General features: G+C 69.3%; 15 protein-coding genes. 11 read left to right on the top strand and 4 right to left on the bottom strand.

The window, feature by feature from the left end:
* Positions 1 to 41 precede the first annotated feature (41 nt).
* Entirely contained in the window at positions 42 to 287 is a 246-nt protein-coding gene (locus AQI95_RS31505; protein ID WP_067131579.1) for a hypothetical protein, read from the bottom strand.
* 286 nt (positions 288 to 573) lie between these two features.
* Here AQI95_RS31505 and AQI95_RS31500 point away from each other — a divergent pair, with 286 nt between their 5' ends.
* Both AQI95_RS31500 and AQI95_RS31495 read left to right on the top strand, forming a co-directional pair.
* A complete protein-coding gene (locus AQI95_RS31500; RefSeq protein ID WP_067131575.1) occupies positions 574 to 2,931 on the top strand; it encodes an immune inhibitor A domain-containing protein in 2,358 nt (785 codons plus the stop codon).
* Positions 2,932 to 3,052: 121 nt separating this feature from the next.
* A complete protein-coding gene (locus AQI95_RS31495) occupies positions 3,053 to 3,370 on the top strand; it encodes a hypothetical protein (protein WP_067131572.1) in 318 nt (105 codons plus the stop codon).
* 14 nt (positions 3,371 to 3,384) lie between these two features.
* On the opposite strand, the gene AQI95_RS31490 is transcribed toward AQI95_RS31495, so the two are convergent.
* Positions 3,385 to 3,978 carry a nicotinamidase gene (locus AQI95_RS31490; RefSeq protein WP_067131569.1) on the bottom strand — a complete coding sequence of 198 codons (594 nt, stop codon included), beginning with the start codon at positions 3,976 to 3,978 and terminating at the stop codon, positions 3,385 to 3,387.
* A 96-nt stretch (positions 3,979 to 4,074) separates the two neighbouring features.
* Complete coding sequence (locus AQI95_RS31485; RefSeq protein ID WP_067131567.1) at positions 4,075 to 5,421, bottom strand: nicotinate phosphoribosyltransferase; 1,347 nt, start codon at positions 5,419 to 5,421, stop codon at positions 4,075 to 4,077.
* Between the two features lie 56 nt (positions 5,422 to 5,477).
* Here AQI95_RS31485 and clpS point away from each other — a divergent pair, with 56 nt between their 5' ends.
* From clpS to AQI95_RS31445, 9 genes are all read left to right on the top strand, one after another.
* Entirely contained in the window at positions 5,478 to 5,795 is a 318-nt protein-coding gene (gene clpS / locus AQI95_RS31480) for an ATP-dependent Clp protease adapter ClpS (RefSeq protein ID WP_067131564.1), read from the top strand.
* A gap of 13 nt (positions 5,796 to 5,808) precedes the next feature.
* Positions 5,809 to 6,414 carry a DUF2017 domain-containing protein gene (locus AQI95_RS31475; protein WP_067131562.1) on the top strand — a complete coding sequence of 202 codons (606 nt, stop codon included), beginning with the start codon at positions 5,809 to 5,811 and terminating at the stop codon, positions 6,412 to 6,414.
* Between the two features lie 378 nt (positions 6,415 to 6,792).
* Positions 6,793 to 8,229, top strand: coding sequence for an amino acid permease (locus AQI95_RS31470; protein ID WP_067131559.1), 1,437 nt, complete (start codon positions 6,793 to 6,795; stop codon positions 8,227 to 8,229).
* Positions 8,230 to 8,386: 157 nt separating this feature from the next.
* Positions 8,387 to 8,809: a M67 family metallopeptidase gene (locus tag AQI95_RS31465; protein WP_067131875.1), complete on the top strand. Its 423-nt coding sequence runs from the start codon at positions 8,387 to 8,389 to the stop codon at positions 8,807 to 8,809.
* Positions 8,810 to 8,888: 79 nt separating this feature from the next.
* Complete coding sequence (locus tag AQI95_RS50195) at positions 8,889 to 8,984, top strand: putative leader peptide (protein ID WP_341849486.1); 96 nt, start codon at positions 8,889 to 8,891, stop codon at positions 8,982 to 8,984.
* A gap of 115 nt (positions 8,985 to 9,099) precedes the next feature.
* Positions 9,100 to 9,399, top strand: coding sequence for a MoaD/ThiS family protein (locus tag AQI95_RS31460; protein ID WP_067131556.1), 300 nt, complete (start codon positions 9,100 to 9,102; stop codon positions 9,397 to 9,399).
* 6 nt (positions 9,400 to 9,405) lie between these two features.
* The gene (locus AQI95_RS31455) at positions 9,406 to 10,356 is read left to right on the top strand and encodes a PLP-dependent cysteine synthase family protein (protein WP_067131553.1); all 951 of its coding nucleotides are present in this window, start codon (positions 9,406 to 9,408) and stop codon (positions 10,354 to 10,356) included.
* A 263-nt stretch (positions 10,357 to 10,619) separates the two neighbouring features.
* A complete protein-coding gene (locus tag AQI95_RS31450) occupies positions 10,620 to 12,686 on the top strand; it encodes a putative Ig domain-containing protein (protein WP_067131550.1) in 2,067 nt (688 codons plus the stop codon).
* A gap of 135 nt (positions 12,687 to 12,821) precedes the next feature.
* Positions 12,822 to 13,277, top strand: a complete 456-nt coding sequence (locus AQI95_RS31445; RefSeq protein WP_067131547.1) for a hypothetical protein — start codon at positions 12,822 to 12,824, stop codon at positions 13,275 to 13,277.
* A 61-nt stretch (positions 13,278 to 13,338) separates the two neighbouring features.
* Here the strand turns inward: AQI95_RS31445 and AQI95_RS31440 are convergent, their stop codons facing one another.
* The gene (locus tag AQI95_RS31440) at positions 13,339 to 13,797 is read right to left on the bottom strand and encodes a type II toxin-antitoxin system PemK/MazF family toxin (protein WP_067131544.1); all 459 of its coding nucleotides are present in this window, start codon (positions 13,795 to 13,797) and stop codon (positions 13,339 to 13,341) included.
* Positions 13,798 to 13,955 lie beyond the last annotated feature (158 nt).

Raw genomic sequence — 13,955 nt, 5'->3', positions numbered from 1 at the left:
TCCGTACCGGGTGGCGGACCCGCCGCTCTCGTGTACGCCGCTCAGAGTGTCGTGGACACCGGCTGTTCCTGAGGTGCGGGCTCGGGGGATCCGGCCGGTGCCTCGGCCCCGGGGGCCTGAGGCAGGGGCACCGTCATCGCCACCAGCAGCCCCAGGGCCAGTGCTGCGAGGGCGATGACGGTGATCCCGAGGCCCGAACTCGTCTGGGACAGCAGCAGCATGGCGAGCGTCGAGAAGATCACGGTGCACGAACCGTAAACGAGCTGTGCGGCAGTCGGACGAGGCATGGCAATCGTGTCCTCGGAAGTGTTCGGGGTCGGGGGGTGCCATTCGACTCTCTTCGCGTGCATGCCCGAACGGGACCCCTGGTAAGCGTGACCTAACCCACGGTACAGGTGCATGGGGGGCGCACAAGAAGCACGGTATCCGTAAAGCGGACGCCAACTTCGCTTAGTCCACGGGAAGTGGCCGAGTCAAGGTCTGTCTTTTCTCCTAAACCTCTAGTCAAATTGCGTCACTTGAAACACGCGCTCGATCATGCACACCTGCGTGCAGCGCGGGAGGGGAACTCAAGTGACCAGCAGATCCTGGACGTTCAGAGCGGTCGCGATCGGCGCGACGCTCACGGCGGCCTCCGCCACGTTCGCCACCTTCGCCGTCGCGGAGGCGAGCACCCGCACCCGGCCCGCGGCCGTCGACCGGCACGACCCGGCGCCGGTGAAGCAGCGGGCGCACGACCTCGACGGCCCGCTCAGCAAGACTCAGGACGCCCAGCGCCGGGAGGCGCTCAGCCAGCTCATATCGGGCAGGGCCAAGGCGCAGGACCGCAACGGCTCCAAGGTCGTGGCGCTGGGGAGCCGCAAGGGCAAGAGCAAGTACGTCGAGCTGAGCCGCGAGAAGACCGACAAGATCTTCACGATCCTGGTGGAGTTCGGGGACAAGACCGACCCCAAGTTCGGCGGCACGCCCGGCCCGCTGCACAACAAGATCGCCGCGCCGGACCGCAAGAACGACAACTCCACAGCCTGGCAGAAGGACTACGACCAGAAGCACTACCAGGACCTGTACTTCGGCACCGGCAAGAAGACCGAGTCGCTGAAGAAGTACTACGAGAAGCAGTCCTCGGGCCGCTACTCGGTCGACGGCGAGGTCGCCGACTGGGTCAAGGTGCCCTACAACGAGGCCCGTTACGGCAACAACGCCTGCGGCCAGACCAACTGCCCGAGCGTGTGGAACGTGGTCAGCGACGGCCTGAACGCCTGGGTCGCCCAGCAGAAGGCGGCCGGCAAGTCGGACGCCGACATCAAGAAGGACCTCGCCCGCTACGACCAGTGGGACCGCTACGACTACGACCACGACGGCAACTTCAACGAGCCCGACGGCTACGTCGACCACTTCCAGATCGTGCACGCCGGTGAGGACGAGTCCGCGGGCGGCGGCGCCCAGGGCAAGGACGCGATCTGGGCCCACCGCTGGTACGCCTTCGGCACCGACTCGGGCAGCACCGGCCCCGCGGACAACAAGCTCGGCGGCGCCCAGGTCGGCGACACCGGCGTCTGGGTCGGCGACTACACCATCCAGCCGGAGAACGGCGGCCTCGGTGTCTTCGCCCACGAGTACGGCCACGACCTCGGCCTGCCGGACGAGTACGACACCGCCGGCGGCGACAACTCCACCGGCTTCTGGACCCTGATGTCCTCCGGCTCCTGGCTCGGCACCGGCAAGGAGTCCATCGGAAATCTGCCGGGCGACATGAACGCCTGGGACAAGCTGCAGCTCGGCTGGCTCAACTACGACACCGCCAAGGCCGGTGCGCAGTCCACCCACAAGCTGGGCCTCGCCGAGTACAACACCTGGGACAAGCAGGCCCTCGTGGTCGACCTGCCCGACAAGGCGGTCACCACCACGATCACCGAGCCGGCCCAGGGCGCGACCCAGTGGTGGAGCGGCAGCGGCAACGACCTGAAGAACACGCTGACCCGGTCCGTGGACCTCACCGGCAAGTCCTCCGCGAAGCTGGACCTGGACGGCTGGTGGGCCACCGAGGACGGCTACGACTTCGTCTACACCGAGGTGTCGACCGACGGCGGCGCCAACTGGACCGCTCTGGACGGCACGGCCGACGGCCAGGCCATCCCGCGTGACGCCGGCGGCAAGCCGGCCCTGACCGGCTTCTCGCAGTCGCACAAGAAGCTGTCGTACGCGCTCGACGCCTACGCGGGCAAGAAGATCGACCTGCGCTTCCGCTACGCCACCGACAGCGGAGTCGCCGAGAACGGCTTCACGGCCGACGAGATCGGCGTGAGCGCCGACGGCGCGCCGCTCTTCTCGGACGACGCCGAGACGCAGGACGCCGGTTGGACCTCGAACGGCTTCTCCCGCATCGGCGCGTCCTTCACCAAGGACTACAAGCAGTACTACATCGCCGAGAACCGGCAGTACGTGTCCTACGACAAGCAGCTCAAGACCGGCCCGTACAACTTCGGTTCGGCCGAGCGTCCCGACTGGGTGGAGCACTACCCGTACCAGAACGGCCTGTTGATCTGGAAGTGGGACACCTCCCAGGCGGACAACAACACCAACAGCACCAACGGCCACCCGGGTTCGGGCCTGATCCTGCCGATCGACTCGCACCCGAAGGCGCTGAAGTGGTCCGACGGCACGCTGCTGCGCAACCGCATGCAGGCCTACGACTCCCCGTTCAGCCTGTACGGCACGGACGGCATCACGCTCCACAAGGCGGACGTCCCGACGGTGATCAAGGCGTCGAAGGGGGTGCCGGTCTTCAACGACCACACCAGCACCTACTACGACCAGGCGAACCCCACCGGGGGTGTGAAGATCACTGACACCAACACCAAGATCGCGATCGTCAAGGAGGCCGGGAATGGCTCGACGATCTTGCTCAAGGTGGGTCCCGCGGTGAAGTAGTCCACGTTTTCGCAGGTCAGGCACGTATCGGCGGTAGCCCCTTGGCGGGTTGCCGCCGATCGTGTTTAGGTGCGTCCTGTGGACCGCTTATTGACACCGACCGAAACGGGGATGTGACGGCATGGCCGCAGGAGGCTTCTGCAAACTGCCGCACGGCACGGTCGTAGTGGCGTTGAACCTGCCCTACGACTCCGCCGGCGTGCGGGTACTGGTACACGCCCAGAACCGGGCCCGAGCCCTGACCAGGCTCCGCAACCTGGGGTTGCGCGCGGTGTACCTCAGGGGGAACGCCGCGCCTCCGACACCGGACGAGATCACGGCGGTGCTGCACCATCCGGACGGCCTGATATGGCGTACGGCCCCGGCCGACAACGGTGTCACCGTGAACGAGCTGTGGCACCCCATCCGGGCACTGCTGCGCAGGTCGGCGGTGGTGTAGCCGGCGAGGCGGCGCTAGCCGCCCACCACCGGCTTGCCCGTCAGCTCGACGCCCGCCTCCCGCAGCTCCTCCAGCGCCCGCTCCGTCGTCTGCGGAGCCACCCCGGCCGTGAGGTCCAGCAGGACCTGGGTGCGAAAGCCCTCCCCGGCCGCGTCCAGCGCGGTGGCGCGTACGCAGTGGTCGGTGGCTATGCCCACCACGTCGACCTCGTCGATATGGCGGTCGCGGAGCCAGTCGGCGAGGGTGACGCCGTTCTCGTCGGTGCCCTCGAAGCCGCTGTAGGCGGCCGAGTACGCGCCCTTGTCGAAGACCGCGTCGATCGCGCCGGAGGCGACGGCCGGGGCGAAGTTCGGATGGAAGCCGACGCCCTCCGTGCCCGCGACGCAGTGCGCGGGCCAGGAGCGGACGTAGTCGGGGTTGTCGGCGAAGTGGCCGCCGGGGGCGATGTGGTGGTCCCGGGTGGCCACCACATGGCGGTATCCCGTGCCCGCCGCCTGGCCGATCAGTTCCGTGATCGCGGCGGCCACGTCCGCCCCCCCGGACACCGCGAGGCTGCCCCCCTCGCAGAAGTCGTTCTGCACATCTACGACGATCAAGGCGCGGCGCATGATGGGTGTCCTTCGACTATGGGTCAATCAACTGAGCCTAGAGACTTCCGGGCCCGGGCGGGAGGGGGCGTTCGAAGGTGCGGACGGTGTCCCGCTCTAGCTACCCGAGCGCCCGTGGGCGTACTCCGTCGGAAGGACGGGTTCCCCGCGGGAGAGCTGAGTGGCGGAGAGGGGGAGATTGGCGAGGGCGGCGATGTGCCGGTCGCGCGGCACGTCCAGGGGTTCGCGGGCCAGTACGTCCCCGCCCTTGATCAGCTGCACCAGCAGCTGCCGGTCCTCCAGCTCCGGCGGCACCGGGCCGGTGCCCACGACCTCTGCCTCCGCCACCCCGTCCTCGTCCAGCCGGCGAGCCGCCCACTTGCGGCCGCCGAGCGAGGTCTTGCCGCCGGTGGACTTCTTCGCGACCGGCACCAGCGGCGCCTTGGGGTCGCCGGACTCGGCACGGGCGACCAGCTTGTAGACCATGGAGCAGGTCGGGTGCCCGGAGCCGGTGACCAGCTGGGTGCCGACGCCGTAGGCGTCCACGGGGGCGGCGGCGAGGGAGGCGATCGCATATTCGTCCAGGTCGGACGTGACCACGATCTTCGTCTCGGCGGCGCCCAGCTCGTCCAGCTGCTGCCGCACCCGGTGCGCGACGAGCAGCAGGTCGCCGGAGTCGATGCGGACCGCGCCCAGCTCGGGGCCGGCCACCTCCACCGCCGTACGGACGGCCTGGGCGACGTCGTAGGTGTCCACGAGCAGGGTGGTGCCCCGGCCGAGGGAGTCGACCTGGGCCTGGAAGGCGTCCCGCTCGCGGTCGTGGAGCAGGGTGAAGGCGTGCGCGGAGGTGCCGACCGTCGGGATGCCGTAGCGGAAGCCGGCCGCGAGGTCGGAGGTGGTGGCGAAGCCGCCGACGTACGCCGCCCGGGCCGCGGCCACCGCCGCCAGCTCGTGGGTGCGGCGGGCGCCCATCTCGATCAGCGGGCGGTCACCGGCGGCGGAGGCCATGCGGGAGGCGGCCGCGGCGATCGCGGAGTCGTGGTTGAGGATGGAGAGGACGACCGTCTCCAGGAGCACGCATTCGGCGAAGGTGCCCTCGACCCGCATGATCGGCGAGCCGGGGAAGTAGACCTCGCCCTCGGGGTAGCCCCAGACCTCCCCGCCGAAGCGGTAGTCGGCGAGCCAGGCGAGGGTCTCCTCGTCGACGATCTTCCGCTCGCGCAGGAAGTCGAGGACGCCCGCGTCGAAGCGGAAGTTCTCCACCGCGTCCAGGACGCGTCCGGTGCCGGCCACCACGCCGTAGCGGCGCCCGTCCGGCAGCCGCCGGGTGAAGACCTCGAACACGCTCCGCCGTTCGGCCGTACCGGCCTTCAGGGCGGCCTGCAGCATCGTCAGCTCGTACTGGTCCGTGAAGAGCGCCGTCGAGGGGACATCCACCGGCAGCCCAAGGTCCGCTGTGTTCATGACCAGGATGCTACCCCCATTTCGTCAGTGTGACGATTTTTGCTGAGCGTGGCAGCATGGGCACTGTGACGTCACCCGCGCCCGTAGAGATCGAACGCACCGAGTCGGCGGAGGAGGTCTTCGCCGTACCCGAGCCCGACGTCCCCTGGGTCACGATCGTGCACAACGACCCGGTCAATCTCATGAGCTATGTGACGTACGTCTTCCAGGCGTACTTCGGCTACACCAAGGACAAGGCCACCAAGCTCATGCTCGACGTCCACCACAAGGGCCGGGCGGTCGTCTCCAGCGGGACCCGCGAGGAGATGGAACGCGACGTGCAGGCGATGCACGGTTACGGTCTGTGGGCCACCCTGCAGCAGGACCGGAAGTAGCGAACCCAGCCAGATGCCCGGACACTTCGAACCGCTCCCCGGCGGCGGCGCGGCCGTCGCGCTCGACGACGTCGAGATCTCCATCATCCGGTCGCTGGCCGTCCAGCTCATGGAGCTGATCGGTCCCGGCCCCGGTGCCGACTCCCCGGAGGACCCGCTCGCCGAGCTGTTCGCGGAGGGTCCGACCGAGCCGCCCGCCGATCCGGTGCTCAGAAGGCTCTTCCCGGACGCCTACAGCGACCCGGAGAAGGCCCCGGACTCGCCCGCCGACGCCGAGGAGCGACGGGCCCACTCCGCCGAGTTCCGCCGCTACACCGAGAACGACCTCAGGACCGGCAAGCGCGAGAACGCGCTCGCGGTGGTCCGCACCCTGGACTCGCTCGCCCCGGTGGAGGACGGCGGGGCGGTGCTGAAGCTCGCGCCGCAGGAGTCCCGGCAGTGGCTCGCCGCCCTCAACGACCTGCGGCTCGCGATCGGCACCCGGCTGGACATCACCGACGAGGACGACACCGATCTGCTCTACCGGCTCCCCGACGAGGATCCGCGCAAGCCGATGGTGATGGCCTATCTGTGGCTGGGTGGGCTCCAGGAGACCCTGGTCGCCACGCTCATGCCCTAGTCCGGGCGGTTCGGCGGCCCGAGTGCGTTCGGCGGGTTTTCGCCGTCCGTGAGTGTTCGCTCAGAGGACGCTCAATTCCGGATAACGATCCCGTCACCGTTCCGGCCGGTTCTGCAAGGATTGTTCGCCCTTTGTCCGCTTTTCCCTGTGCGGTGCGTCACAACTCACCCCTGTGATCAGTATTGCGGCCGTGATAAATCTTCACGATCGCCCGGCCGACACCACCCACGTCCGGCCGGGTGCGCCACCGAGCCGACGACCGTCGGCCAGGCAGGGGCGGGTTCGTGAATCCCGCCCGACTCCATCATCCGGGGGGATCGAAACCCGATCCGAGGCCGACGAAAGGCCCGGGTCGGCATGGAGAAAGGCGCACCACACATGACCTCATCGCAGGTCGATCAGCTTCGCGACGGCAATGAGGCCGCGCGGGCCGAGGACAGCGAGGGCGGCGAGGGGTATCAGCGCGGGCTCGGGTCCCGGCAGATCCAGATGATCGCCATCGGCGGTGCCATCGGCACCGGCCTGTTCCTCGGCGCGGGCAAGGGCATCTCCAAGGCCGGTCCCAGCCTGATCCTCGCCTACGCCATCGCCGGCGTCGTCATCTTCCTGATCATGCGGGCGCTCGGCGAGCTGCTGATGTACCGCCCCGTGTCGGGTTCGTTCTCCGAGTACGCGCGCGAGTTCATCGGTCCCTTCGCGGGCTTCGTCACCGGCTGGACGTACTGGCTGTTCTGGGTGGTCACCGGCATCACCGAGGTGACGGCCGCGGCCGCCTACATGACGTACTGGTTCGACATCCCGCAGTGGGTCTCGGCGCTGGTCTTCACGTTCGTCCTGTACGGCGCCAACCTGATCTCCGTGAAGCTCTTCGGTGAGCTGGAGTTCTGGTTCTCCATGGTCAAGGTCACCGCGATCGTCGGCATGATCCTGATCTGCGCCGGCATCCTCACGATCGGCTTCTCCGACGCCGGCGACACCGCCTCCGTCAGCCATCTGTGGGACGACGGCGGCTTCTTCCCGCACGGCGTCGGCAGCACGCTGATGACCCTGCAGATGGTCATGTTCGCCTTCCTCGCCGTCGAGCTGGTCGGTGTCACCGCGGGCGAGTCCAAGGACCCCAAGAAGGTGCTGCCGAAGGCGATCAACACCGTGCCGTGGCGCATCGCCGTCTTCTACGTCGGCGCGCTGATCATGATCCTGTCGGTCGTGCCGTGGACCAACTTCCACCCCGGGGTGAGCCCGTTCGTGGCCGCCTTCCAGAAGATGGGCCTGGCCGCGGGCGCCGGAATCGTGAACTTCGTCGTCCTCACGGCGGCGCTGTCCTCCTGCAACTCCGGCATGTACTCCACCGGCCGCATGCTGCGCGACCTGGCGCTCAACAACCAGGGCCCGAAGTTCTTCACCAAGCTCACGCGCAGCGGCACCCCGCTGGCCGGCACGACGTTCTCCGCCGCGCTGATGCTGGTCGGCGTCTGGATCAACTACCAGTGGCCGGGCAAGGCGTTCGACTACGTGGTGTCCTTCGCGACCATCTCCGGCATGTGGGCCTGGATCGTCATCCTGATCTGCCAGATCCGCTACCGGAGCAAGGCGAACCGCGGGCTGCTGCCGCAGAGCGAGTTCCGCGCGCCGGGTGCGCCGTACACCAGCGTCTTCGCGCTGCTGTTCATCTTCATGGTGATCGTGCTCATGGGTATCGACAAGGATGCCCGGGTCTCGCTGTACTGTGCTCCGCTGTGGGGCGCGATCCTCGGCGTCTCCTACTGGGTGCTCAAGCGCCGCAACCCGGAGGCCGCGGCCTTCCGCAAGCGCTGAGCACCGCGCGGCCACCGGTGTAGCCACCGGAAAAGGGACGTCCGGCCGGCGAGGGTACTCGTGGCATCCTCGTCGGCCGCCGCTCAGGACGTCCAGCATGTGGGCCGTCCCGTACCACACCTCGGTACGGGACGGCCCTCTGCTTATCCTGACCGTCATGCTGACCATCACCCAGGCCCTGTACGACCAGATCGTCGCCCACGCGCGCAGGGACCACCCGGACGAGGCGTGCGGCGTCGTCGCGGGCCCCGCGGGTTCGGACCGCCCCGAGCGCTTCGTACCGATGCTGAACGCGGCCATGTCGCCCACCTTCTACGAGTTCGACTCGGGCGATCTGCTCAAGCTCTACCGCGAGCTGGACGACCGCGACGAGGAGCCGGTGATCATCTACCACTCCCACACCGCGACCGAGGCCCACCCCTCCCGCACCGACATCTCCTACGCGGGTGAGCCCGGCGCCCACTACGTCCTCGTGTCCACCGCCGACACCGACGGCCTCGGTGAGTTCCAGTTCCGTTCGTTCCGCATCGTGGAAGGTGAGGTCACGGAGGAGGAGGTCAAGGTCGTGGAGGCCTACTGATCTCGCAGTCCGGTCAGAATTCATCCAGCATGCGAGATCACACTCGGGAACCGGGGCAGGGAATCGATACGATGAGCCCATGGTTCTGAACGACGTGAGCGAGAAGGCGCAGGGCACGCTGCTCGTGGCGCGGCTGCACGTCGACCTGTGCAGGCTGAACAGCGCCATCTGTTGACGTCCCCCGCCGCCGTACGGCCGTGGCCGCGGCGGTCCCCCGGTCCCGAACGCCCCGGGGGGATCCCCAGTCGTGCGCCCGCAGACCACACCCCTTCCGACAGGAGCCCGCAACCATGGCCATCGAGGTCCGCATCCCGACCATCCTCCGCACGTACACCGACGGTGAAAAGGCGGTGGAGGGCAGCGGCGACACCCTCGCCGAGCTGTTCGCCGACCTCGAGACCCGGCACGCGGGCATCCAGGCCCGCATCGTGGACGAGGGCAAGCTGCGCCGGTTCGTGAACGTGTATCTGAACGACGAGGACGTCCGCTTCCTCAACAGCATCGACACCAAGCTGTCCGACGGCGACACCGTGACGATCCTGCCGGCCGTCGCCGGAGGTTCTGCCGGGCATGCGCTGATCGGCCGCTGAGCAGCGATGCGCTACGACTCCCCGCTCGCCGCGGTGGGCAACACCCCGCTGGTGCGGCTGCCGCGGTTGTCGCCGTCCGACGAGGTCCGGATCTGGGCCAAGCTGGAGGACCGCAACCCCACCGGCTCGGTCAAGGACCGCCCGGCCCTGCACATGATCGAGCAGGCGGAGAAGGACGGCCGGCTGACCCCGGGCTGCACGATCCTCGAACCCACCTCCGGCAACACCGGCATCTCCCTCGCCATGGCGGCCAGGCTCAAGGGCTACCGCATGGTGTGCGTGATGCCGGAGAACACCTCGCGGGAGCGCCGGGACCTGCTCGGCATGTGGGGTGCCGAGATCGTCTCCTCGCCGGCCGCGGGCGGCTCCAACACCGCCGTGCGCGTGGCGAAGGAGCTGGCGGCCGAGCACCCCGACTGGGTGATGCTCTACCAGTACGGCAATCCGGACAACGCGGGTGCCCACTACGCCACCACGGGCCCCGAGATCCTCGCCGACCTGCCCTCGATCACCCACTTCGTCGCGGGTCTCGGCACCACCGGCACCCTGATGGGCGTCGGCCGCTATCTGCGCGAGCACCGGCCGGGCATCCAGATCGTCGCCGCCGAACCGCGTTACGACGACCTGGTGTACGGCCTCAGGAACCTCGACGAGGGCTTCGTACCGGAGCTGTACGACGCCTCCGTGCTGACCTCGCGTTTCTCGGTCGGCTCGGCCGACGCGGTCACCCGCACCCGTGAACTGCTGCAGCAGGAGGGCATCTTCGCGGGCGTCTCGACCGGCGCCGCCCTGCACGCGGCGATCGGTGTGGGGAAGAAGGCGGTGAAGGCGGGGGAGTCCGCCGACATCGTCTTCGTCGTGGCCGACGGCGGCTGGAAGTACCTGTCCACCGGCGTCTACACGGCGGCCACCACCGAGGAGGCCATCCAGACGCTGCAGGGCCAGCTCTGGGCGTAGAACCCCTCCCGAGTGCGCCGAAGCCCCCTCTAATGAGGGGGCTAAGCCATTCCTACGGCAGGGCAAAGAAATCCATCCGGCACTGCCGGTCATGCGCGGGCCAGGGCTACGTTCCTCCCGCACCCTGTCATGTCACGCTCACCCAGCGTCCTGGCAGGTGTCTGCGAATGTCATGCTCATGACTGCGCGGTTCCACCGCCGCTACGCGCGTCACGGGCCTGCCAATCCAGTGCGCATCCCCACGTCAACGGAGGCAGCACCCCATGCGTGAGTCACGCCTGAGCAAGCGGAGACGGAGTCTGCGAAGACTCGTCGCCGTCTCCTTCCCGGCCCTCGCCCTCACCGTCGCCGGACTCGTCGCGGCACCGACGGCCGGGGCCCAGCCCACCGCGGTCCACCCGCACAGCACCAAGGTCGCGCAGAACGACAAGGCGCTGACCGCACCCGCGCGGCAGACCTTCCACTCCACCGGCAAGGCCGGTCAGAAGGTGCCCACGACGCACCTGTGCGCCACCGCGAAGCCGGGCCACGCGTCCTGCTTCGCCCAGCGCCGCACCGACATCAAGCAGCGCCTCGCCTCGGCACTCGCCGCCGCGGCCCCCTCCGGCCTCTCCCCGGCCAACCTGCACAGCGCCTACAACCTGCCCACCACGGCCGGTTCCGGCATGACGGTCGCCATCGTCGACGCCTACAACGACCCCAACGCGGAGTCGGACCTGGCCACCTACCGCTCCACCTACGGCCTGTCCGCCTGCACCAAGGCCAACGGCTGCTTCAAGCAGGTCAGCCAGACCGGCTCCACCACCTCGCTGCCGACCAACGACACCGGCTGGGCCGGTGAAGAGATGCTCGACATCGACATGGTCAGCGCGGTCTGCCCGAACTGCAGCATCGACCTGGTCGAGGCGAACTCCGCGAACGACACCGACCTCGGCATCGCCGAGAACGAGGCCGTCGCGCTCGGCGCCAAGTTCGTCTCCAACAGCTGGGGCGGCTCCGAGGCCTCCTCCCAGACCAGCGAGGACACCCAGTACTTCAAGCACCCGGGCGTCGCGATCACCGTCTCCTCCGGTGACTCCGCCTACGGCGCCGAGTACCCGGCGACCTCCCAGTACGTGACCGCCGTCGGCGGCACCGCGCTCACCACCGCCTCCAACTCCCGAGGCTGGAGCGAGTCCGTCTGGAAGACCAGCTCCACCGAGGGCACCGGCTCCGGCTGCTCCGCGTACGACCCGAAGCCGAGCTGGCAGACCGACACCGGCTGCTCCAAGCGCATGGAGGCCGACGTCTCCGCCGTCGCCGACCCGGCCACCGGCGTCGCGGTTTACGACACCTACGGCGGCTCCGGCTGGGCGGTCTACGGCGGCACCAGCGCCTCCTCGCCGATCATGGCCTCGGTCTACGCCCTCGCCGGCACCCCGGGCGCGAGCGACTACCCGGCGAAGTACCCGTACCAGCACACGAGCAACCTGTACGACGTCACCAGCGGCAACAACGGCAGCTGCTCCCCGTCGTACTTCTGCACCGCGACCGCCGGCTACGACGGCCCGACCGGCTGGGGCACCCCGAACGGCACGGCCGCCTTCACCGCCGGCTCCAGCAGCGGCAACACGGTGACCGTCACCAACCCGGGCAGCCAGTCCACCACCACGGGCAGCTCGGTCAGCCTGCAGATCAGCGCCACCGACAGCGCGGGCGCGGCCCTGACCTACAGCGCGACCGGCCTGCCGACCGGCCTGTCCGTCAACAGCTCCACCGGCCTGATCTCGGGCACGGCGTCCACCGCGGGCACCTACCAGGTCACGGTCACCGCGAAGGACTCCACCGGCGCCTCCGGCTCGACCTCCTTCACCTGGACCGTCGGCTCCGGCGGTGGCGGCTGCACCTCGTCCCAGCTGCTGGCCAACCCCGGCTTCGAGTCGGGCAGCACCGGCTGGACCGCGACCAGCGGTGTCATCACCACCGACTCCGGTGAGGCCGCGCACGGCGGCTCGTACAAGGCCTGGCTCGACGGATACGGCTCCTCGCACACCGACACGCTGTCCCAGTCGGTGACGATCCCGGCCGGCTGCAAGGCCACGCTCACCTTCTACCTGCACATCGACACCGCCGAGACCGGCAGCACCGCGTACGACAAGCTGACGGTGACCGCCGGTTCGACCACCCTGGCGTCGTACTCGAACGTCAACGCGGCCTCCGGGTACGCCCAGAAGACCTTCGACCTGTCCTCGCTGGCGGGCCAGACGGTCACCCTGAAGTTCAACGGCGTGGAGGACTCCTCGCTGCAGACCAGCTTCGTCGTGGACGACACCGCCCTGACGACCAGCTGATCTCCGCACGGCCTGACCAGACGATCCCGCACGCGGAAGCCCTCCGCGTGCGGGATCCGTTCGTGGCTCCGGTACGTCACATCTGCATCAGGCGGCCGAGTCCCCCTCACGGCCCCGGCAGAAAGGCGAACCCCCATGCGCCGTACGACGACATCCCTCGCCCTCGCGGCGGCAGCGCTGCTCCTGGCCGGATGCGGCTCGAACAGCGGCTCGGACTCCGCAGGCGGTGGCAAGGTGTCACCGTCGGCGCCCTCCGCACCGGCCTCGGGCGGCTGCGCCGCGGACGTCCAGCTGAAGGCCGCGGACGGCGGCCGTACCGTCTGCGTGGAAAAGGGCGGCGAGGTCCGGCTGACCCTGGACGGCACCAAGTCCCGCCCGTGGAAGCCGGTCATGGCGAGCGGCACGGCCCTGCGGGGCATCAACGCGGGGTTCGTCATCCAGCCCGGCGACGCCGGCGCCGCGTACCACGCGGTGGCCGACGGGACGGTGAAGCTGACGTCCTCCCGCCCGCTGTGCGCCCAGCCGACGGCTCCCGGCCAGGTCTCGTGCAAGGGGATCCAGGACTGGACGGTCACCGTGACGGTGAAGTGACGGGGCGTTCCGCCCCGAGCGCCGCACATCGACGGAGCCCCGCGCCCCCTTCGGCGCCCGCCTAACCCGCCAGGTGCCGGACCTGGTCCCACAGCACCGGGTCGACCACGCCCACCCGGCGCCGGAAGTCGCCGACCGGCACCTCGCGCAGCTCGTCGGTCTCCAGGAAGCTGGGGCGGCCGCGGGCGTCGCCGACCGCGCCGGGCGGCAGCGGGATCACCCCGGCGCGCTCGTCGTGGTACTTGCTGGTGATCTTCGCGACCGTGGCCCGGTTCCCGCGCACGGCCAGCACCAGACAGGGCCGGTCCTTCACCTCGGCGCGGTCCTCGTAGGGCACGTCCGCCCACCAGATGTCCCCGGGGACCGGGCGGGCGGCCTGCGCAGGGCGCGTTCCCGCACGCCCGAGCGGCCGAAGGCGCCGTCCGCCGGGCCGGCGACCGCGCCCCCAGCCGTCGATGAGCGTGGCGACCAGCGCGAGCAGGACCACCGCAGCGAGCGCCAGCCACCAGGACGTGTCCATACGACGACGTTACCGGCGCGCGCCGAGGATCGCGCGCCCTCTGGTGAACCTTCTGCGCCCCCGGTCCAGCCGAACCGGTGACAGCGCAGGTGAGTTCGCCCACAACGGCCCTTTGCGGAGGAGCGACCCGTGCTTTCGCGCCTTACGCTCGACAAACC

This window comes from Streptomyces yokosukanensis (assembly GCF_001514035.1).
Lineage (GTDB): Bacteria > Actinomycetota > Actinomycetes > Streptomycetales > Streptomycetaceae > Streptomyces > Streptomyces yokosukanensis.
The sequence above is the reverse complement of the archived record's forward strand: the minus strand, read 5'-3'. Positions and strand labels throughout refer to the sequence as shown.